This is a genomic window from Acinetobacter sp. ABJ_C1_1 (genome assembly GCF_044684115.1).
In the GTDB taxonomy this organism is placed as follows: domain Bacteria; phylum Pseudomonadota; class Gammaproteobacteria; order Pseudomonadales; family Moraxellaceae; genus Acinetobacter; species Acinetobacter nosocomialis_A.
Genome location: NZ_JBITPU010000001.1, coordinates 628,777 through 650,037, shown reverse-complemented (window position 1 = coordinate 650,037; position 21,261 = coordinate 628,777). Strand labels below are relative to the sequence as shown.

Here is a 21,261-nt window from a genome sequence, read left to right as displayed (position 1 = left end):
ACAGATAAGACTCAATTCTTATCTAAATACTCTTGAATGTTTCAATTGCTTTAATACGTGATTCTTTTAAGTCTACAATTGGTTTTGGATAATTTAAGCGAAGACTCGTTTTGGTTGAGTAAGGTTCATGAATGGATTTATTGTCCAGATGAGCTAATTCTTTCACCCACTTGCGAATATAGTCTCCATTCGGATCAAATTTTTGTGATTGGCTAACGGGGTTAAAAATCCGAAAATAAGGTACAGCATCGGTTCCAGTTGAGGCACACCATTGCCATCCACCATTGTTCGCCGCTAAGTCCCCATCAATTAAATGATGCATAAACCATTGCTCACCAATGCGCCAATCAATCAGTAAGTTTTTGCATAAAAACATGGCGGTAATCATTCGTACTCGGTTATGCATCCAGCCTGTCTCTAAAAGTTGACGCATGCCGGCATCAACGATAGGGATACCCGTTTGGCCAGTTTGCCATGCTGTTAGGTGTTCTGGGTTATGATTCCATTGAATTTTTTGAGTATCTTTTTTAAATGGGATGTGTTTAGACACATACGGAAAATCAAATAAAATATGCTGATAGAACTCTCGCCAAAGAAGTTCATCCAACCATGTTTGTTGGCCTTCATCGACTAAGTGAAAGTTGCCGTGTTGAGCACGAAAGAGCGCTTGTAGACACTGTCGAATAGATAAAATGCCAATATTTAAATAAGGCGAAAGTTTGCTTGTACCTTCTACGTGAGGAAAATCTCGCTCGACTTTATAGTGAGACACCGAGTCTTTAATAAATTCATCTAACTGTTCTAATGCATATGATTCGCCAACAGGCCATAAATCATGCTGTTCTTTAGAAATAGATGAACAAAATAGTTCTTCAATTTCAGCTAAGTCTGCATTTTCCACATTTAAGAAATCAGTTGGAACTTTAGTTTGTTTATTGGGTAAAGGGTAGCATTGAGGTAAACCACTGGTATCTAGTTTTGCATAACATGCTTTTTTGAATGCACTAAACACTTGATACGGTTGTTCTGATTTGTTGCGAATTGAACGCAGAGGAAAAATCGTGCGGTCATGAAATAAAAAAAGTTCTTTACTGCCTTTATTTAAAGAGTCTTGTACTGTTTTATCTCTTTTTAATTCATTTACACCCATTTCAATATTTGCATAAACATTTTCAATATTATATTTCTGGCTGAAATCAGGAATAAACTTGGTGATATCTTTCCAATTGGGAATGACTTGGATAACAAGTGGAATATGAAGTGATGCTAATTCTTTTTGAAGCTCTTTGAGTTGTCGTAAATAAAAATTAATTTTTATTGGAGCATCGTCGTGTTGTTTCCATTGCTCTGGCGATAAGATGACTAATCCAATTGAAGGTCCTTGCTGGCAGGCATGCCATAAAGCTGCATGATCGCGTACTCGTAAATCTTGTCGAAACCAAATCAACTGATAAGTATTTGACATGCATCGTCCAATAATAAATTAACTCTCTGAATATTATATAAAATAAAGGCATAAAAAAAGCAAAGCCGAAGCTTTGCTTTTTATCATCTTGTGAAAGATGAATTAGTGGTGGTGACCACCTGCACCGTGTACGTGACCGTGATCTAATTCTTCTTGAGAAGCTTCACGGATCTCTACGATTTCAACTTCAAAAGTTAAATCTTGACCAGCAAGTGGGAAGTTAGCATCAACTACAACGTTGTCGCCTTCAACCGCTTTAACAGTAACGATTTGAACGCCGTCATCTGTTTGAGCTTGGAATTGCATACCAGGTTGAATGTTATCAACACCTTGGAACATTTGAGCTGGAACTTCTTGTACTAGGTCTGGGTTGTATTCGCCATAACCTTCAGCAGCTGGTACATTTACAGTGAATTTATCACCAACAGTCTTACCAGTTAATGCATTTTCTAAACCTGGAATGATATTGCCTGCGCCATGCAAATAGGCAAGTGGTTCACCTTGAGATTGATCAAGTGTTTCACCCTCAGCGTTTGTTAATTTATAGTGGAATGAAACCACGTGGTTATTTGCAATTGCAGTCATGTTTTTGATCCATTCAATCAATTAAAGCGTACATCATAAAGTGAAAAATAAATTTTGTAGACTACAAAATCTCAATCTTTAACACTTTTTCTAATGCGTTTTTGTCTATATAGGGATGAACTTAAAAAATTCAACTCAATACAGCTTAATTTTTGGACGTACTCGTCTTGTAAGTAAATCTTTCACTGTGAGTAGTCCAGCTTGAGTGTATCCATGAATTGTTGCTTGATGTAAACGGTATAAAGATACATACATCGTTTTAGCAATATATCCTTGTACACTAACATCCCCAAGCAATTCTCCAACGGCTTTATTACGACTTAAAGACACAAGTGAACCTTTGTCATTAAAAGTGAACATCGGCTGTGAACGGCCATTAAGTCTGGCAGCCATCGCATCAACTAAAAAGCTTGCTTGTTGGCTAGCAACTTGAGCACGTGGTCCAAGAGGAGGGTTTCGTGCATCAAGCTGGCAATGTGCACAGTCACCGAAAGCAAATACATTTGGGTCAGAATAAGTTTGCAGGGTTGCATAGACCATTAAACGGTTAATGTTGTCACGTTCGAAATCGGTAAAACTTTCAAGAACTTTGGGGGCTTTTACCCCAGCTGCCCATACCGTAATATCACTTTTGAGCTGATTACCGTTATTGAAATAGATGCAATGCTTATCAACTTTTTCAACACGGTGTTGAGTTAAAATTTCGATACCCATTTTTTGGAGCTGTTTTGCACTATGCTCAGCCGTTTTTTCATTTAGTGCAGGAAGAATTCGTTCTGATGCTTCAATCAGTGTAATTTTGACTTGTTTAGGATGGATTTTTTTCAAACCATAGCGATAAAAGTTTTTGGTTGTTTCAATAAGTTCAGCTGCAAGTTCGACACCAGTTGCACCCGCGCCAATGATTCCAATATTTAAGGTACGTTGATCTGGTTGATTTTGCGCTTCAATGTACAAATGCAAAAGGTCTTGTTGGAAAATATCAGCTTGTTTTCGACTATCGAGAAAATGACAGTTTTCACGTACCCCCGGTGTATTAAAGTCGTTTGATACAGAACCAAGCGCCAAAATAAGCGTGTCATAACTCAGTTGTTGAACATGATTGTTTTGTTCTTTAGACACTTGAGGGGGCACTAAATCTATTATTTTTTTCTCTTTATCAATTGCAACAAGCGTTCCTAATACAAATTCGTAATGATGTTTCTCTGCATGGGCAAAATAATTGGTTTGTTCTTCGTGAGGATTTAAAGAACCTGCAGCAATTTCATGAAGTAGCGGCTTCCAGATATGAGTCAAATTTTGGTCGACTAATGTAATTTTAGCTTTACCGCTTTTCCCAAAAGTTTCACCGAGTTGTGTGGCAAGTTCTAAACCACCCGCACCACCACCGACAATAACAATATGATGTAAACTTTGGGCCATTTTTATCACCTAATTATTTTTCTATAAAAAAAGATGGCTAAATTATGCCATCTTTTATTTATAAAATTTATTGTGCCTCTGTGCACAATTTGATGTTTTTAGTGCGAATCTACAGGGTAGAGTTTTGCTGCACTATGGTTACTCGATGAAAAAATAGAGAAAAGATTAGAGAACCACATCATGATTCTTTGGAAAATGTTCGCTTCTTCAATATGCACATCATTTTCAATTTGTAGGCTGCGAATCAATTGATTATTTTGATAAATTGAAACAGTTGCCAAATTCATCGCTTTCATTAACGGTGCAGTTAACTTTTGTTCATTTAACTCAATGTTTACACGTGTTTGAGTGGTTTCAAGTGGAGCAATAGTTTTAGGCTGCTTGTTACTATCAAGAACTTGAATACGCTGCGTAGCATAATCAAACGTATTTAAATCGATTGCAGCTGGCTCAGCATATAAAGAAGTCGTAACAATGGTCGGCTGCTTAGTTTCTACTTTAAACATTTTTAAAGTTGATTTAATCACAGGTAGCTCAGCAATTAGTTTTTGCTCTGGAATAACCACTTCATCACGTGTATACGCATAAGCAAGATTCATTAACTTATCGGCAATTTCAGCGCGTTTCACGGCACTTGGTGTACCTAAAACAATAACCAGTAAACGTCTTTGCGGTAAGTTTGGTGAAAATGAAGGACGCGAAGCTGTGAGAGCCAAGTTATAACCCGCTGCTTTGGTATAGCCAGTTTTTAAACCATCTACAGATGGATCATATTTCAAAGCAAGGTTGGTCGCATGGTGAAAACGTTGATTGTAGCTAAAGCTTGGCATTTTTGAATAACGTAAATATTCAGGTGTTTGGTGAATCACTGCCTGACTTAATAAGCTCAAATCATGAGCTGTAGTGTAATGGTCTGGCATTGTAATCCCGGCAGGGTTACTAAAATGCGTGTCTTTCATACCTAATGCTTGAGCTTCTTGATTCATACGTTGTACGAAATGAGGCACATCACCAGAAATTTTTTCTGCCAAAGTCACAGCTGCATCATTTGCTGACATCACAATTAAACCAGCCAAAAGCTGATCAACTGAAATTTGTTCACCCGCTTTGAGGTACATTTGTGATTCGTCCCACTGAACCACACCTACGACAGGGGTTGCAGTAATGACTTGATCTAGCTTTAATTTTCCAGCCTTAATCTCTTTTAATGCAATGTAGGCAACCATCATTTTGGTTAGGGATGCTGGTGCACGTTGTACATGACTATTATGCTCAGCAATGATTTGTCCAGATTGAGTGTCTACAATTGTCCATGCAGCGGCTTCAACACTTTCAGGAGCAATATTAAGTAGAGCAGCATTGGTAAGAGTAGTACAGAAAATACTAAACAGCGTAAAAAGAGATAGGAAGAATTTCACTAGGTGACCTTGACGTTTACTGGCAAATACGGAACACAGATGCCCAGCATGCTATGCCTTTTTTTTGTAGAAGGCTAGTCTGAATTGTTGCCAAAAAATACATCTACGCAAGTCGATACAAAAAAGTGATAATCTAAGGTGAAACCGTTCTTATTTTAAATTGAAGAATTTATGTTGCATTATCAAATAGAGTTCGATGATTACAAACAGCACCTTGTTCACGTAACAATTCGTTTTTTAGCGAATCCAAATCAGGAACTATGGTTACCAACGTGGATTCCAGGCAGTTATTTAATTCGTGAGTTTTCTAAGCATATTGAAGCTGTAAAAGCTTACGATGAAGCTGGACGCATGCTCAATATTAAAAAAACTGAAAAAAATCGCTGGCGTTTATTTAACACCGACCATGAGTTAATTACTGTTGAATACGATGTCTATGCATACGATTTATCAGTACGTGGTGCTTATGTAGATCAAACACGTCTATATATTAACCCAGCCTGTGTATGCTTAGGTTTAGATGGACAAGAGCAATCTGCTTGTGAATTAGAAATCTTTTTGCCTGATGAATTAAAACACTTTCAATTAGCAACTGGCTTAGCTTCAAAAAGCTTAGTTAAGGGACGTTTTACCTTAAAAGCTGATCATTATGATCAACTGATTGATAGTCCATTTGAACTGGCTGATCAAACACGTTTTAGTTTCGAAGCGCACGGAATTGCACATGAATTTGCAATTTCAGGACAGCACAGTACCAATGTGGACCGTTTAAAAGCGGACATTGAAAAAATCTGTGCAGCTGAAATTGAAATGTTTGGTTCAGCGCCATTTAAAAACTATACCTTTATGACGATGGCAACAGGGAATAGTTATGGTGGCTTAGAGCATTGCAACAGCACAAGTTTGATTACACCACGTGATGATTTACCAAAATCGAATGAACCAACTGAACCTTCGAAAGACTATCAACGTTTCTTAGGTTTGTGTAGCCACGAGTATTTTCATTCTTGGTTGGTGAAGTTTATCCGCCCAGAAAATTTTGCAAACTATAATCTTCATAAAGAAGGCTATACCTCGCTACTGTGGATTTTTGAAGGTTTCACTTCATATTATGATGACCTCATTTTATTACGTAGTGGTGTGATCTCTCAAAAGTCTTATCTAGATTTGTTGAAGTCACAGCTTGATCGTTATTTACAAAATCCGGGTCGCTTTGTTCAAACAGTAGCTGAATCAAGTTTTGATGCATGGATTAAGTTTTATCGTCCAGATGAAAACACGAATAATGCGGGCACCAGCTATTACAACAAAGGCGCATTAGTTGCCCTATGTTTAGATTTAGGCTTGCGTTTACGTGGTTCTAGTCTTGATGCCTTAATGCGTCGTTTGTATGAAAACACCCAAAACGGTATTCAGGTTAATGAACGTACTGTTTTTGATTTGTGTGAAGAGTTAACAGGTGATAGTTGGGTTGAGCAAATCAATCATTTGATTAACACGACTGAAGAGTTACCGCTAGATCAGTTATTCCCTGAGTTTGGTTTAAGTTATACGTTTAAAAATGATAAGACATTGGCTTATGGTTTAAAGCTGACTGATAAACCTGAAGGTGTGTTAGTACAAAATGCTCACCGTGAGGGAGCTGGTGCAAAAGCTGGTATTTCTGCCAATGATGTCATTATTGCAATTGATGGATTAAAAGCGACCACAAAACTTATTGAGAAATATGCTAAACAAAAGGGTAGTTACCAAGTTTTGGCTTTCCGCCGTGATGAGTTATTGTCGTTTGAAGTGACAGGCGACAACATCAACTTAACTGAAGTTGAACTTATTATTGAAGATCAAAGTAAAGCTGATAAATGGTTAAAAGCCTAAATAACAGTGAATTAATTTATAAAAAACCGATGTTTCGTACATCGGTTTTTTACTTTTTAGTAGATTTTGAAAATTGAAATAGGTGTTATCTTTGAGTTTATTTTGAATGAAAAGTATAATATTTGTCAGAACTCTGAAAGATATCTCATGTAATTTAACAATGTCCTATACCTAAAAAGTTGGTAAACGTACATGTATTACCATAAGTTAGGTATAAGATTATTATCAATAGATTTAAATTATGTATTATTTCGCTGCGAAATGTCGTTATCACTGGATATTTCGTTGACTGAAAGCCAATGAGAGCCGATACTCTCAGGGTTTTATTTAAGCATATCGGTTCGTAGGCACTGGGCCAAAAGCTCGGTCCTCAAAACTCAATTCAACGGAAGGGGCTATATATGGCTGGTGAAAAGTCAACTATCATTTACACACTGACTGACGAGGCGCCATTATTGGCGACTTATTCGCTACTGCCGATCATTGAGACCTTTACTAAGCCAGCAGGTATCGAGATTGTTAAAAGTGACATCTCTGTAGCTGCACGTGTGCTCGCAGAATTCGCTGACTACCTAAGTGAAGAGCAAAAGGTATCCGACAACCTTGCTGAGCTAGGTCGTCTTACACAAGATCCAGATACTAACATTATCAAACTCCCAAATATTAGTGCCTCTGTTGCGCAATTGACAGCATGTATTAAAGAACTTCAATCTAAAGGTTTTGCAATTCCTGACTATCCGGAAAACCCAGCGACTGAAGAAGAAAAAACTATTAAAGCTCGTTATGGCAAATGCCTAGGTTCAGCAGTAAACCCAGTTCTTCGTGAGGGTAACTCTGACCGTCGTGCTCCTGCTGCCGTTAAAAATTACGCTAAGAAACACCCTCACTCAATGAGCGAGTGGAAACAGTGGTCACAAACTCACGTTTCACACATGGAAGAAGGCGACTTCTACCACGGTGAAAAGTCAATGACACTTGACCGTGCACGCAATGTAAAAATGGAACTTATCACAAACAGTGGTAAGAGCATTGTTCTTAAGCCAAAGGTTGCGCTTCAAGAAGGCGAAATCATCGACTCAATGTTCATGAGCAAGAAAGCACTTTGTGACTTCTACGAAAAAGAACTTGATGATTGTAAAGAAGCTGGAATTTTATTCTCTTTACACGTAAAAGCGACAATGATGAAAGTTTCACACCCGATCGTTTTCGGTCACTGTGTGAAAATCTACTACAAAGAAGCTTTCGAAAAACACGGTAAGTTATTTGACGAATTAGGTATTAACGTTAATAACGGTATGGCTGGGTTATACGAGAAAATCGAAACTCTTCCTACTTCATTACGTGAAGAAATCATTGAAGACTTACATGCTTGCCAAGAACACCGTCCTGCTCTTGCAATGGTTGACTCGGCAAAAGGCATCACTAACTTCCATTCACCTAACGACATCATCGTAGATGCTTCTATGCCTGCAATGATCCGTGCTGGTGGTAAAATGTGGGGTGCTGATGGTAAGCAATACGATGCTAAAGCAGTAATGCCAGAATCAACATTTGCCCGTATTTACCAAGAAATGATCAATTTCTGTAAATGGCATGGTAACTTCGATCCGAAGACTATGGGTACAGTACCAAACGTTGGTTTGATGGCTCAAAAAGCTGAAGAATACGGTTCTCACGACAAGACTTTTGAGATTTCAGAAGCTGGTATTGCAAACATTACCGATCTTGACACTGGTGAAGTGTTATTGACTCAAAATGTAGAAGAAGGCGATATCTGGCGTATGTGTCAGGTGAAAGATGCTCCGATTCGTGACTGGGTAAAACTTGCAGTAACTCGTGCACGTAACTCAGGCATGCCTGCGATCTTCTGGCTTGACCCATACCGTCCACACGAAAACGAATTGATCAAGAAAGTACAGAAGTACTTGAAAGATCACGACACGACTGGTCTTGACATCCAAATCATGTCTCAAGTACGTGCAATGCGTTACACACTTGAGCGCGTAGTTCGTGGCCTAGACACGATTTCTGTGACTGGTAATATTTTACGTGACTACTTAACAGACTTGTTCCCAATTATGGAACTTGGTACTTCTGCGAAGATGTTGTCTATCGTTCCGCTTATGGCGGGTGGTGGCATGTACGAAACTGGTGCGGGCGGTTCAGCACCTAAACACGTACAACAACTTGTTGAAGAAAACCACTTACGTTGGGATTCGCTTGGTGAGTTCCTTGCACTTGCAGTTTCTCTAGAAGAAATGGGCATTAAAGAAAACAATGCTCGTGCGAAGTTACTTGCGAAGACACTTGACGAAGCGACTGGTAAATTGCTTGACAATGACAAGTCTCCATCACGTCGTACAGGCGAGCTTGATAACCGTGGTAGCCATTTCTACTTGTCACTTTACTGGGCTGAAGCACTTGCTGCTCAAGACGAAGATGCTGAGTTGAAAGCGAAGTTTGCTCCACTTGCGAAAGCTTTAGCTGAAAACGAAGAGAAGATTGTTGCTGAACTTGCTCAAGTACAAGGTAAAGCTGCTGACATCGGTGGTTACTATGCAGTTGACCCTGCAAAAGTAAACGCTGTAATGCGTCCAAGTGCTACATTTAATGCAGCACTTTCAAGTGTTCAAGCTTAATTACTGATTCGTTAGTAAATAGCTTAAAACCGGTGCGTATGCACCGGTTTTTTTATTTTCTAAAAAATAAAAGTCATTAAAAAAGCCCACTGACGTGAGCTTTAAAACTTAAATGTTTTTATCGACCATTGCGGCCACGACCACGTGGTGCCTTGGTATTTGGACGAGTTGTACCATTGGTCTTACGACGTGGTTTTTCACTTTCATCCATTTGCCAAATACGTTTTGTACCAGACTTTTTAACAGAACCATCTTTATTCTTACGAACCATTGGTTTGCCACCTGTACCACCCGGTTTTTTTACATAAGAACGTGAACGATAAGGTTGCTCGGCTGGAACATCTTTAAAGTCTGGGTAGAGTAGAGGTTCGATTTCTTTGGTGTCGCCCGGCTGTAATCCTAATTGAACTAAATCAATTGAACCAATTTTAGTACGAATGAGACGTAAAGTCGGGAAACCTACCGCAGAGGTCATGCGACGAACTTGACGGTTACGACCTTCACAAATAGAGATTTCAATCCAAGACGTTGGAATGTTGGCACGGTAACGTACAGGAGGGTCACGGTCCCATAACCATGCAGGTTCACTTACCTTAATCGCTTTAGCTGGTAAAGTCATACCATCATTAAGCTCTACACCTTTACGAAGTTGCTCAAGCGCTTCTTCGGTTACATCGCCATCAACTTGAACTAAATACGTTTTGTATTTTTTATTCGCAGGGTTGGTAATGAACTGATTCAAACCACCATGATCAGTTAAGAAAACTAAACCCTCAGAGTCCATATCAAGACGGCCTGCTATGCGTAAAGTCGGGTCATCTACAAAGTCAGAGACCGTCATGTGTGCTTCGTCTTTACGAAACTGGGAGAGGACGTCATATGGTTTGTTGAGAATGACAATTTTCATAAAAAATGGCTTCTTCTTTCAAATAAGCGGTAAAAACATTGAGCTATATTTAAGTGTGAAATTTGCTTATTTCCCACATAAATCTCAAAAAGGATTAAATTCGATTAAGCTATTATGCGTTAATAAAAGTTGAAAGTATTGTTTATCGATAATTATTTTTGTTTGGTTAGTTAAATATTATAAAAGGGAGAATCTACACAATGGGTTATCAGAAGATCGTGGTTCCTGCCGACGGTGATAAAATTAAAGTTAAAGCAGACCTGTCGCTGAATGTACCAAATCATCCAATTATTCCTTTTATTGAGGGTGATGGTATTGGTGTAGATATTACACCAACAATGAAAACAGTCGTCGATGCAGCTATTTTAAAAGCTTATGGCGGCAAACGTTCCATTGAATGGATGGAAGTCTATTGCGGTGAAAAAGCCAATAAAATTTATGGCACCTATATGCCAGAAGAAACTTTTGAAGCCCTGCGTGAGTTTGTTGTTTCAATTAAAGGCCCTTTAACCACTCCAGTCGGTGGTGGTATTCGCTCACTTAATGTGGCATTACGTCAAGAATTAGATTTGTATGTATGCGTGCGTCCAGTACGTTGGTTTAAAGGCGTTCCATCACCTGTTCAGCATCCTGAACTAACCGACATGGTGATTTTCCGTGAAAACTCGGAAGATATTTATGCAGGTATTGAATGGAAAGCAGACTCTGAAGAAGCGAAGAAGGTAATTAAATTCCTTCAAGAAGAAATGGGCGTTACAAAAATTCGCTTTCCAGAAGGATGTGGTATTGGAATCAAACCTGTATCTAAAGAAGGATCGCAACGTTTAGTTCGTAAAGCCATTCAATTTGCGATAGATAATGACAAACCATCGGTAACCCTCGTTCATAAGGGAAATATTATGAAATATACCGAAGGTGCATTTAAAGAATGGGGATATGAGTTAGCGCTAGATCGTTTTGGTGGTGAACTCATAGATGGTGGCCCTTGGGTTAAAATTAAGAACCCTAAAAATGGTAAAGACATCATTATTAAAGATGTGATTGCAGATGCTTTCTTACAGCAAATTTTAATGCGTCCTGCCGATTATTCAGTGATTGCAACCCTTAATTTAAATGGTGATTATATTTCTGATGCATTAGCAGCAGAAGTAGGGGGCATTGGTATTGCGCCTGGTGCAAATATTGGTGGTGCAATCGCAGTTTATGAAGCAACGCATGGTACGGCACCTAAATATGCCGGACAAGATAAAGTAAACCCCGGATCAATTATTCTATCTGCTGAAATGATGCTTCGAGACATGGGATGGACTGAAGCGGCTGACCTGATCATTAAAGGAATTTCAGGAGCGATTGCAGCTAAAACGGTAACTTACGATTTTGAGCGTTTAATGCCGGGCGCAACCTTATTGCGTTGCTCTGAATTTGGTGATGCCATTATTAAACATATGGAAGATTAATGTTTCATAGAAAAGCCCTCAATTGAGGGCTTTTTAATTACTTTAAAGAATTATTATTTATAGATTTTTTATAGTATAGAAATGAATAAAAATAAGTTTATGGAATATTGGAATTTAAGCTAAGAGTGGGCGGTAAATGCCCATAGCATACAAGCCAATATTGTTAAACTTAATAAGATTCCTCCCTGACCATGCTGAGTTGCATACAGTGGAATATTGCCCATGGTATGCGTCATTTTGTAGTTCAGAATGGGTCTGATACAAAAGAAAAAAAGAGGTAATGATAAGATCACCGTATTACTAATTTTAATGGTATAGCGAAAATAGTAACTGAATAGACCTATTGTGGCTGCATATAGCAACGTTTTGAAAAGCACTTCTCCACTGGTATATATATCTATGCCAAGATAAAAATTAAACTTCCATATAAGAAGGCTAACTGTAGCAATTATTGTGATAATACCTACAACAACGGCATTTGCTGGGTTTGATATATTCAACATTTTTAAAAGTTTTTAATTGGTATAAAGTAATTTGTTTAAAATATATATTATAAAAACATAGAGTACAGTGACTATTTTTAACTTTATAAAACTCCCAAAAAAAACCTATTTAGACATTTTGAGACTCAGGCGAATTTGAGCTTGTTTCTTTAAATACCCATAGGGCAAAACAGAATATAATGACAATCAATAGCCCTAAACTTTGACCATGACCTGACAGATAAAACGGAACATCTGGTATAGTTTGAATGGCCTTGTAGTCAAGAACTGGCTCTAGCCAAAAGTATGCGAATGGAACAGCAATTAAAAATTGTGTTGTAAACTCAATATGATCGCGTGTTAAAAAACCAAGAATAGCCGCCGTGCCAATATAAATAACAATCTTTACAGAGACCTCATATGATGTAGTCATATCAAGTGCGAACACAGTCCGACATTTAAATGCCAATAATGAAACACAGATAAAAGCGAACATCGCCAAGAGCTTTAAAAGCTCATCAATATAATTGTTATTGCTCATGTCTTACTCTATTTTAAGTATTAAAAATTATAAATTTTTATTGAATATAGATCAGAAAATTACACTCTACATTGACATAATGTGACATTTTTTGTCAGCTAGGCATTCTTGATAAGACTTAAAATTATAGTTGCTATATGATTTTGACTGTTGATGTATTCATCAATTTCTATTTCGGAAATATTTGAGTGCTCATCGAAAAAGCCCCTGATATATCGGGGCATTTTTTATTGCATAAATTCAGGATGTTTAGCAGTTTTTGATAGCCCGATTTTCTTTTGATAGCTTTGATCTAAGGTTTGAATAACAAGTACGAAAGCAACTAAAAATAGAGCAAAGAACAACGGTTTCACGGTTCGGTTTCTCCGAGAGTGGTAGATATAGAAGAACGGGTGCGAACTAAAAGGATTAAAGCGAATAGCAAAACAATGCCACCCATTAAGAACAGGTGTGCATAAGACCAATGCAAGTGATGCAAGGTACTAATTACCACGCCACCTAGCAGTTGGGTACTGGCAAAGCCAATGGTGGCAAGGCTCCAGATTTTTTGATAACGCTGCTCATAAATGTGTAGCAGGCTATAAGAACTAATGAATACTGTGGCCGGTGTGAGTAGACCTGTAAGAAATGAAGATAAAGCGAGCAAAGCAGTAGCATGGGAAAAGAACGGTAGGGCAACTGCCAAGCAGTAGAACCCATATAGCCATTTAATGGCTTGTAAGTATCCAGTAAGGCGGCTTAAACAATACGCCACAAAAGCCCCTATACAGCTTCCGACTCCGTAAAGTACCCAAAATAAATTTCGTTGCTCTAATGGAAAATGTAAGGTTCCCGATAAGTAGTCCATCCAAAACAAAGAGTGTGGAATATATGCAAAAGCACTGCACATATAGGCAATAATAATGACCAGCCCCAAGCGTGAATGTTTGCTATTTTGAGGTGCTTGATTGGCCGTTTGAACGGACTCGCTAGGTTGGTGCCTTAATAACTGAAAAAGTACCAAACTGCCCACAATAGACAGTGCTGCAAAAATGCCCCAGACATATTGGACGGGCATGTTTTTGAGTGCAGGAATAATAATAGTGGCAGACAGCACCCCCACACCAATACCGCTAAACCCTAAAAAGTTGACTTTAAGCCTTTGGGTTATTGCAATTCTTTTCATAGCAAAGCTGGGTGCCAAAATCATGAGTAGACCACCTGCAATACCAGAGATGGTCCGCCAAAACACAAACCAAGCCAAAGGCATGTGTAGAAAGGCGCAGCAGAGTAGGCTTAAGCTGCCTGCAAGTGCAGAACTTATAATAAGAGTTGGAATAGATTTTTCTTTAATACTAAACAGTGCCAATAGAGCGCCAAGCAAGTAGCCCAATAAATTTGCACTGCCTAAGAAACTTGCAAAGTCGTGAGTCCATCCATATTGCACAATCATGATGGGCATAAGCGCAGTGTAAGAAAATCTAAAAATACCAATTCCTAAGCAAGTTGCTAAAAAGACAAGCAGGCTCATTCGATAAAGCTTAGTCATGAGGAGTGTCTCAATTTTTTTATTATTAAAAGCGAGTTTTATAATCTTTAAAAATGATTTAATATGATATCAATTATCTTGTTTTGAGATAGTGGTATGTTGCTTAAGTCTCTAGAGTTTTTTTTAGCGGTTGCAGAGAGTGGAAGTTTTTCATTGGCTGCACAAAAAATGTATACGGTTCAATCGAATATCACCAGCCATGTGAAAAAGCTTGAAGAAGAGTTAGGTGTGATTTTATTAAATCGCCATAACCCCGTGACATTAACCAATGCCGGGCAACAGCTACATAGCTATGCTGTTCAAATGATTGCACTGCACAATAAAGCTAAAAAGATCTTTCAAGAAGGTGATATTGATCCGAATGAAACTATTCGTTTGGGCAGTATGGAAACGACTGCAGCGATAAGACTGCCTCAATTGCTTAATGAATGTATGCAGCAATATCCGAATTTGCCGCTTGAACTTCAAACTCACCCGACAGGATATTTGTTAAATGCTGTGCAACAAGGCGAGGTCGATTGTGCTTTTGTTGCTTCTAAATATGTGATTCCAGAGCTATATAGCTTGCCCGTGTGGCAAGAACAATTGGTTTTGGTTTGCCCAAAACAACAAATTGAATTCCCCGACATTGCTACGCTTGCAAAGACCCGATTTATTGCGTTCCGACAAGGGTGTTCATATCGCCATGCAATTGAGCTGTTTTTAAATGATAACAGTGTGCCGCCTTCGCAAATTATGGAAATGGGCAGCCTAGATGGGATTGTAAGCTGTGTGGAATTAGGTGTTGGTTTTGCTTTATTGCCAAAGTCATATTTGACTAAAGTGGCCGATAAAGTGGCGTTAAGTTGTTTTGAAATTAACACTGAATCTGCACATTTCACCACCTATTTAGTTGCCCAGCCTGCTGACACATGGGGTAGTAATTTAAAGCAATTTATTTGTTTTATTGAGCAACAATTTATACAGAAATGCGCTTAATTTTTATACATAAATATCCTACTTAACTTATGTTTTAAAAGTGATATATATGTATTTAAAAGTCATTTTATATTCTCATTCAGATCGGTAATGATCTGCATGCTAGAAAATTGTTGAAAAGGGTAGTTTATATAGACCGGCTATGGTCAAATATGCCCCCTTAAAAGATGACACAAGCAATAATTTGGAGTTTGGGAATGAATATACCCTTAATCATCAATATTGTGGTTTTTGTCGGGTTAATATTTTTACTCGCCCAAACACGTAAAACAGATTGGAGCTTATCTAAAAAAGTTCTAGCTGGCTTAATTTTAGGTGTAGTGTTTGGTTTAGGACTACATTTGATTTATGGCGGTGGCCATCCGATTCTTGCTGAATCTATTAGCTGGTTTAATATTGTTGGTAACGGCTACGTAAAACTTTTACAAATGGTCGTGATGCCTTTGGTCTTTGTTTCGATTTTAGGTGCGGTAGCAAAGTTACACCAAGCTTCCTCTTTAGGAAAAATCAGCGTCTACACTATTGGAACTTTGTTATTTACAACACTTATCGCTGCGTTAGTTGGGGTATTTGTGACGAACCTATTTGGCCTAACTGCCAAAGGTCTAGTACAAGGCGCCGCTGAAACAGCACGTCTGACTGCAATTCAGACTGACTATGTGGGTAAAGTAACAGACTTAAGCGTACCGCAATTTATTCTTTCCTTTATTCCAAGTAACCCTTTTGCTGAGTTAACGGGTGCAAATCCGACTTCAATTATTAGCGTGGTTATCTTTGCTATCTTTTTAGGGATCGCAGCACTCAACCTAATGAAAGATGACGTAGAGAAAGGTCAGCGTATTTTGACTGCTATTCAGACGTTACAGTCTTGGGTAATGAAGCTGGTTCGCTTAGTCATGACGCTTACGCCGTATGGTGTTTTTGCCCTCATGACTAAGGTTGTGGCAAGTTCAAATGTTGCAGATATCTTAAACTTAGGCGGTTTCTTGGTTGCGTCGTACTTAGGTTTGGCAATTATGTTTGCCGTACATGCCATTATTTTGACCCTGACCGGTGTGTCTCCGCTTAAATTCTTTAAGAAAGTTGCGCCAGTTTTAACCTTTGCATTTACAAGTCGTTCAAGTGCAGCAAGTATTCCACTGAATATTGAGGCACAAACTCGTCGTTTAGGTGTACCTGAGTCTATTGCAAGCTTCTCTGCTTCTTTTGGTGCGACCATTGGTCAAAATGGTTGTGCGGGTTTATATCCTGCCATGTTAGCCGTGATGGTTGCTCCAACGATGGGTATTAACACACTAGACCCAATGTGGATTGCTTCTTTAGTGGGTATTGTGACTTTAAGCTCAATTGGCGTAGCAGGAGTAGGTGGTGGTGCAACTTTCGCAGCACTCATCGTGCTTCCTGCCATGGGTTTACCTGTAACGTTGGTTGCACTTCTTATTTCAATTGAACCGTTAATTGATATGGGACGTACAGCATTGAACGTAAATGGTTCAATGACCGCGGGTGTAGTGACGAGCCAATTTATGGGGCAGACCGACAAAGCTATAATGAATAGCGAAGATGAAATTGAATTAACTCAACATCATTAAGAGTTAATATTAAACGGCTCTCCACTCTGGATGAGCCGTTTTTTTATATGCTTAAATTGCCGCTGTGATGTTAATTTTTAAAAAACTGTATCTGTTTTTCTTTTAAATAATTTTCGAAAATGAACCTATTACAAAAGAGAGCACTATCATGAAAATGTATCAAGTCGATGCTTTTACCAAAGAGTTATTTCGTGGCAATCCAGCTGCCGTGATTGTTGAAAAAGAATGGCTAGATGCAGATTTAATGCAAAAGATAGCACTTGAAAATAATTTGTCTGAAACTGCTTTTGTAAAAATCATAGACGCTGAAAACTATGAAATTCGTTGGTTTACGCCAACAGTTGAAGCTGATTTTTGTGGGCATGCGACTCTTGCCAGTGCTTTTGTATTATTTAAAGATTTTACTGACAAGAAGACCATTAATTTTCATGTCCGAAATTTAGGGCTTTTTATCGTTCATCAAGATGATGATGGCAAAATCAGAATGAATTTTCCAATTCGTAAGGCTCATCAAGTTGAAGATTATCCGGCTGTTTTACGTCAAGCATTAACGAAACCTTTTAAAGCGGTTTATCAAAATGTTCAAGCTTATATTGTTGAATATGAGTCAGTTCAAGATGTATTAGATGAGCAGCCTGACATGAACCTCCTCAAGACTTTAGGTAAACGGGCTGCTATTACAACTACAGGCATGGAGGTTGCAATTACCTCAAAAGCCGATCAGCAATATGACTGTGTATCTCGTTATTTTGCGCCTATTGCGGGTATTGACGAAGACCCCGTTACGGGTTCAATTCATACTGCAATAGCACCGCTATGGGCAGAGAAACTCGCTAAAAATAATATTGTGGCGTATCAGGCTTCTAGCCGTGGAGGCGTCTTATATTGCAATATCTTGAATCAGGAACGTATTGAAATTTCAGGTTATGGCAAACTTTATATGCAAGCAGAAATTTTTCTTTAAAATATAAGGCCGTTTAAATAAACGGCTTTTTTTTCAAATCTTTACTATTAATGTCAGCTTAAATTTCCTACTATAGTCCCACAACTATTGATTTTTTATTATTCAAATTAATTGGTATTTATATGTTTATGCAGTTTAAACAACTGACTCTCTCCCTATGTATTCTTGGTTTAAGTGCTGCCTCATTTGCACAAACGACATTAGTAAAAAGTAAGCAAAATATTGAGGAATATAAATTAGATAATGGTTTTCGGGTAGTGCTTGCGCCGAATGACAAAGAAAATAAAATCTTTATTAATACCATCTATTTGACAGGTTCTTTAAACGACCCGCAAGGTAAAGGTGGCTTAGCGCATTTACTTGAACATTTGGCGTTTAAAGGCACGCAAAATGTGAAGGGTGAAGAGTTCCAGCGCCGTTTAGACCAATATACATTAATGACTAACGCGAGCACGGACTACTATTCAACCAAATACACCAATATCGTCCGCCCAGAAAAAACTGCGTTAGATCAAGTGTTGTACCTTGAATCTGAACGTATGGATAAATTGGTACTCCAAGAAAAATTTGTTCCCTCTGAAATTGAAATCGTAAAGCGTGAACGTGAAGTCCGTATGGATCAGCCTTTTGCAGTCTTAATGGATCAAATGTGGAAATCGGCTTATGGAAACAAGTATTTAGGGCGACTACCAATTGGTGATTTACCTGAGCTTAAGTCTATTAAAATGCCTGAGTTAAACCAGTTCTACCGCAGTTGGTATGCACCGAACAATGCGGTCATGGTGATTTCAGGTAAGTTTGATAAAACAGATGTTTTAAAGACAATTGACCAATATTTTAGCCCAATTCCTGCGCGAGCTGTACCGAAGCCTGTTCAGGTGCCAGTGTTAGATTCCACAAAAATGAAAGATCGTGAATTTGTGGTGAAAAAGGGCAGCGATTTAGCCAAATTCCATATTTATATGAATGGAAAAAACATCAAAATTCAACCGACACTGGCTTTAGCACCAATGTTATATACCATGCAGCCAAGTGGTCATTTGTACCAGAACATGGTTGAAACAGGTATTAGTACAGACGTTCAGGCATCAACATGGTTAGACCAAGATTTTAACGTCGTATTTTTAGGTGCTGTTTACTCACCAAAAAATGACCCTAATAAAGTTGAAAGCGCTTTGCTCTCTGGAATTGAAAAGGGTAAACCTTTTACAGAGATGGAGCTAAATCGTGTAAAAAGCTTAATGAAAACGCAAGGTGAGTTAGTCAATAAAGACGCTGTTGCTTTGGGTTCTCGTTTAAGTGATTACACTGTAGCTGGTGGGCAGTGGGATCAATATTTTAAAGATTTAGATGCAGTTGAGAAAGTGAAACTCAATGAAGTCAATCAAACCTTAAAACAGTTCCTTGTTGCTGGGCATCGTATTGATGGCGATATTTTGCCAACACCTGAAGATCAAAAGAAAGCATTGCAACTCGATCCAAAAGATAAGCCTAAAACTTTAGATCAAAGCGATGTTAAGCCAGAGCCTTTAAAAGACCCGAAAGTTTATCAACAAGAAGTTAACGAGTTTTTAAAAACCTCTAAGCAATATGCCGAAAGTAATGAGAAAAAGATTATTCGCGGGAAACTTAAAAATGGAATGAAGTATGCTTTATTCCCTGTAGAAACTCGTGATGACCGTACCTATGCCACTATTACTATGGATTTTGGTACAGAAAAATCTTTATTTGATAAAGGTACGGTTGTTGATTTAACTTCATATTTATTACTTCGTGGTTCTGATAAATATAGTTTGCAAGACATTGCAGATAAATCGATTGATGCAGGCGGAGCAGCTTATGCGAGTGCCGACGGTAATGGCATGACTATTAATATTCAGTCTAAAACTGAAAAATTTGATGAGTTCTTCAAGTTTGTTTTAGAGGTCATGAAAAATCCTAAATTTGAACAATCTCAATTCGATCTAATTAAGTCGCAAAGCTTATCTAGCCTTGATCGCCCATATACTGAACCGGATGTCGTGGCAGGTTTAACATTGTCGCGTTTAATTGAAGAGTACCAACCAGGTGATTTGCGTTATCACTTTGAACCTGAGCTGGCTAAAAAACAATTAAAGAATGTGACTCAAGAACAAGTGAAAGAGCTATATCAGCATTTCTTTGCAATGAATCATGCGCAAATTGCGATTACGGGTGCATTTGATGCCAAGAAAATGAAAAAGTTATTAAATCAAGAATTCGGCAGTTGGAACAGTAAGCAGCCGTATGAAAAAATCTTGATTCAACATGTCGATTTTCCTGCTCAACAAGTACATGCTTTATCTGAACAACGTGAGTTTGGTAGTTATCAAAGCGTACTCGCATTACCTGTTGGGAAAAACCACCCCGATGCATCTGCCTTAATTTTAATGAATTACATTTTGGGTGATTCTCAAATTTCATCACGTTTGGCTCAAGAGCTTCGTGAGAAAAATGCATTGGTATATGGTTTTGGAACAGGGCTGCAACTCGATCAGAATACTAATGTTGGTGCATTAAGCATTAGTGCAAACTATACGGCTGGACGTTCAGCGCAAGTTACTGCCTCTGTTCATAAGGTACTCAATGACTTATTAACCAATGGTATTACCGAGCAAGAGCTTGCAGCAGCGAAAGCAGATCTCATGAAAAAACGTGTTACTGCTTTAGAAGACGAACGCAATATTCATGGTATGTTAAACCTTGAGCTTGAGTCAGGTAAAACCTTACTTGACCGTGTTAAGCATGATCAAGATTTAACAAAGCTGACCGTTGCTGATGTGAATGCCGTCATTAAAAAATATATTAAACTTTCAAACCTTGTGGAAGTTATGGCTGACCAATATGGTCAACCGCAAAAGCAATAAATGACTTAGCAAATAAAAAAGCCACTTGAAGTGGCTTTTTTATTTGGATATTTAAAATTTATTAATGATCATGATCATGTTTGTGAGTATGAAAATCTTCATTCTTACGGAAACGTAAGTAGTTATCGAACTGTTCACAGTACTCATCAAAGTTATCTTCAAGCATCATTTGAAATTGCTGAAGCAGATAAGACATCACTTGCTCTTTTGCATCACGCATTTCGTTGCCATCTTTAAAATTATTGGCAGCAACCCATGTATTAAAACGGGCAGTTGCAAATAACATGGCTGCACTTACTTGACCGCGAAGCTCGGCAGGGTCAGGTTTTTGGCCTTTAGGCGGGCGACAAAAATCATTCGCTTGTTTAATGAATTCATCCGCACGCTCAAAGAAAACAGCATTTAACGCTTCTTCTTCAGTAATATCTGTTGCATTAATCTTTTGAGACATGACATATTCCCGCAAAAATAGAGCTGCTTATTATAGGCAAAGCCTTGCGGAAACAAAACCTTTGCCTTAGTC

At 38.3% G+C, this 21,261-nt stretch carries 16 protein-coding genes; 7 read left to right on the top strand and 9 right to left on the bottom strand.

Features of this window, described 5'->3' with window-relative positions:
• Positions 1 to 22: 22 nt before the first annotated feature.
• The 4 genes from phrB to ACG59Z_RS03110 all read right to left on the bottom strand — a co-directional run bounded on the left by phrB (position 23) and on the right by ACG59Z_RS03110 (position 4,890).
• Positions 23 to 1,465 (bottom strand): deoxyribodipyrimidine photo-lyase, encoded by a 1,443-nt coding sequence (gene phrB, locus ACG59Z_RS03125; protein ID WP_400197915.1) that lies wholly within the window; start codon positions 1,463 to 1,465, stop codon positions 23 to 25.
• A 102-nt stretch (positions 1,466 to 1,567) separates the two neighbouring features.
• Positions 1,568 to 2,050 carry a peptidylprolyl isomerase gene (gene slyD / locus ACG59Z_RS03120; protein WP_002052512.1) on the bottom strand — a complete coding sequence of 161 codons (483 nt, stop codon included), beginning with the start codon at positions 2,048 to 2,050 and terminating at the stop codon, positions 1,568 to 1,570.
• A gap of 135 nt (positions 2,051 to 2,185) precedes the next feature.
• A complete protein-coding gene (locus ACG59Z_RS03115; RefSeq protein WP_400197914.1) occupies positions 2,186 to 3,472 on the bottom strand; it encodes an NAD(P)/FAD-dependent oxidoreductase in 1,287 nt (428 codons plus the stop codon).
• A 98-nt stretch (positions 3,473 to 3,570) separates the two neighbouring features.
• Positions 3,571 to 4,890, bottom strand: a complete 1,320-nt coding sequence (locus tag ACG59Z_RS03110; RefSeq protein ID WP_343569153.1) for a D-alanyl-D-alanine carboxypeptidase PBP6B — start codon at positions 4,888 to 4,890, stop codon at positions 3,571 to 3,573.
• A 171-nt stretch (positions 4,891 to 5,061) separates the two neighbouring features.
• On the opposite strand from ACG59Z_RS03110, the gene ACG59Z_RS03105 reads away from it, so the two are divergent.
• The gene (locus tag ACG59Z_RS03105) at positions 5,062 to 6,765 is read left to right on the top strand and encodes a M61 family metallopeptidase (protein WP_240287274.1); all 1,704 of its coding nucleotides are present in this window, start codon (positions 5,062 to 5,064) and stop codon (positions 6,763 to 6,765) included.
• Positions 6,766 to 7,166: 401 nt separating this feature from the next.
• Positions 7,167 to 9,404: an NADP-dependent isocitrate dehydrogenase gene (locus tag ACG59Z_RS03100; protein WP_263614325.1), complete on the top strand. Its 2,238-nt coding sequence runs from the start codon at positions 7,167 to 7,169 to the stop codon at positions 9,402 to 9,404.
• Positions 9,405 to 9,522: 118 nt separating this feature from the next.
• Here ACG59Z_RS03100 and ACG59Z_RS03095 read toward each other — a convergent pair whose 3' ends face one another.
• On the bottom strand, positions 9,523 to 10,311 hold the full coding sequence (locus ACG59Z_RS03095) for an rRNA large subunit pseudouridine synthase E (RefSeq protein WP_191028931.1): 789 nt from the start codon (positions 10,309 to 10,311) through the stop codon (positions 9,523 to 9,525).
• 200 nt (positions 10,312 to 10,511) lie between these two features.
• On the opposite strand from ACG59Z_RS03095, the gene icd reads away from it, so the two are divergent.
• Complete coding sequence (gene icd / locus ACG59Z_RS03090) at positions 10,512 to 11,768, top strand: NADP-dependent isocitrate dehydrogenase (RefSeq protein ID WP_343569155.1); 1,257 nt, start codon at positions 10,512 to 10,514, stop codon at positions 11,766 to 11,768.
• Positions 11,769 to 12,380: 612 nt separating this feature from the next.
• On the opposite strand, the gene ACG59Z_RS03085 is transcribed toward icd, so the two are convergent.
• The 3 genes from ACG59Z_RS03085 to ACG59Z_RS03075 form a co-directional block, all read right to left on the bottom strand.
• Positions 12,381 to 12,791, bottom strand: coding sequence for a hypothetical protein (locus tag ACG59Z_RS03085; protein ID WP_311069396.1), 411 nt, complete (start codon positions 12,789 to 12,791; stop codon positions 12,381 to 12,383).
• Positions 12,792 to 13,018: 227 nt separating this feature from the next.
• Positions 13,019 to 13,144, bottom strand: a complete 126-nt coding sequence (locus tag ACG59Z_RS03080) for a hypothetical protein (RefSeq protein WP_396478310.1) — start codon at positions 13,142 to 13,144, stop codon at positions 13,019 to 13,021.
• The gene (locus ACG59Z_RS03075) at positions 13,141 to 14,319 is read right to left on the bottom strand and encodes a YbfB/YjiJ family MFS transporter (RefSeq protein ID WP_400197913.1); all 1,179 of its coding nucleotides are present in this window, start codon (positions 14,317 to 14,319) and stop codon (positions 13,141 to 13,143) included. Before ACG59Z_RS03075 ends, ACG59Z_RS03080 begins: the two co-directional genes overlap by 4 nt.
• A gap of 96 nt (positions 14,320 to 14,415) precedes the next feature.
• On the opposite strand from ACG59Z_RS03075, the gene ACG59Z_RS03070 reads away from it, so the two are divergent.
• The 4 genes from ACG59Z_RS03070 (at position 14,416) to ACG59Z_RS03055 (ending at position 20,738) form a co-directional block, all read left to right on the top strand.
• Entirely contained in the window at positions 14,416 to 15,297 is an 882-nt protein-coding gene (locus ACG59Z_RS03070; protein ID WP_400197912.1) for a LysR family transcriptional regulator, read from the top strand.
• Positions 15,298 to 15,494: 197 nt separating this feature from the next.
• Positions 15,495 to 16,889 carry an L-cystine transporter gene (locus tag ACG59Z_RS03065; RefSeq protein WP_400197911.1) on the top strand — a complete coding sequence of 465 codons (1,395 nt, stop codon included), beginning with the start codon at positions 15,495 to 15,497 and terminating at the stop codon, positions 16,887 to 16,889.
• A gap of 148 nt (positions 16,890 to 17,037) precedes the next feature.
• A complete protein-coding gene (locus ACG59Z_RS03060) occupies positions 17,038 to 17,853 on the top strand; it encodes a PhzF family phenazine biosynthesis protein (protein ID WP_400197910.1) in 816 nt (271 codons plus the stop codon).
• Positions 17,854 to 17,975: 122 nt separating this feature from the next.
• Positions 17,976 to 20,738: a M16 family metallopeptidase gene (locus ACG59Z_RS03055; protein WP_400197909.1), complete on the top strand. Its 2,763-nt coding sequence runs from the start codon at positions 17,976 to 17,978 to the stop codon at positions 20,736 to 20,738.
• Between the two features lie 61 nt (positions 20,739 to 20,799).
• Here the strand turns inward: ACG59Z_RS03055 and ACG59Z_RS03050 are convergent, their stop codons facing one another.
• Positions 20,800 to 21,189 carry a DUF3144 domain-containing protein gene (locus ACG59Z_RS03050; protein WP_209048400.1) on the bottom strand — a complete coding sequence of 130 codons (390 nt, stop codon included), beginning with the start codon at positions 21,187 to 21,189 and terminating at the stop codon, positions 20,800 to 20,802.
• Positions 21,190 to 21,261: the final 72 nt, after the last annotated feature.

What these genes read in the sequence shown, in the direction of transcription:
- icd (WP_343569155.1), top strand. Translation starts at nt 10,512, where the DNA reads ATGGGTTATCAGAAGATCGTGGTTCCTGCCGACGGTGATAAAATTAAA.
- ACG59Z_RS03060 (WP_400197910.1), top strand. Translation starts at nt 17,038, where the DNA reads ATGAAAATGTATCAAGTCGATGCTTTTACCAAAGAGTTATTTCGTGGC.
- ACG59Z_RS03070 (WP_400197912.1), top strand. Translation starts at nt 14,416, where the DNA reads ATGTTGCTTAAGTCTCTAGAGTTTTTTTTAGCGGTTGCAGAGAGTGGA.
- ACG59Z_RS03115 (WP_400197914.1), bottom strand. Translation starts at nt 3,472, where the DNA reads ATGGCCCAAAGTTTACATCATATTGTTATTGTCGGTGGTGGTGCGGGT.
- ACG59Z_RS03095 (WP_191028931.1), bottom strand. Translation starts at nt 10,311, where the DNA reads ATGAAAATTGTCATTCTCAACAAACCATATGACGTCCTCTCCCAGTTT.
- ACG59Z_RS03065 (WP_400197911.1), top strand. Translation starts at nt 15,495, where the DNA reads ATGAATATACCCTTAATCATCAATATTGTGGTTTTTGTCGGGTTAATA.
- ACG59Z_RS03100 (WP_263614325.1), top strand. Translation starts at nt 7,167, where the DNA reads ATGGCTGGTGAAAAGTCAACTATCATTTACACACTGACTGACGAGGCG.
- ACG59Z_RS03075 (WP_400197913.1), bottom strand. Translation starts at nt 14,319, where the DNA reads ATGACTAAGCTTTATCGAATGAGCCTGCTTGTCTTTTTAGCAACTTGC.
- ACG59Z_RS03085 (WP_311069396.1), bottom strand. Translation starts at nt 12,791, where the DNA reads ATGAGCAATAACAATTATATTGATGAGCTTTTAAAGCTCTTGGCGATG.
- ACG59Z_RS03055 (WP_400197909.1), top strand. Translation starts at nt 17,976, where the DNA reads ATGTTTATGCAGTTTAAACAACTGACTCTCTCCCTATGTATTCTTGGT.
- ACG59Z_RS03105 (WP_240287274.1), top strand. Translation starts at nt 5,062, where the DNA reads ATGTTGCATTATCAAATAGAGTTCGATGATTACAAACAGCACCTTGTT.
- ACG59Z_RS03050 (WP_209048400.1), bottom strand. Translation starts at nt 21,189, where the DNA reads ATGTCTCAAAAGATTAATGCAACAGATATTACTGAAGAAGAAGCGTTA.
- phrB (WP_400197915.1), bottom strand. Translation starts at nt 1,465, where the DNA reads ATGTCAAATACTTATCAGTTGATTTGGTTTCGACAAGATTTACGAGTA.
- slyD (WP_002052512.1), bottom strand. Translation starts at nt 2,050, where the DNA reads ATGACTGCAATTGCAAATAACCACGTGGTTTCATTCCACTATAAATTA.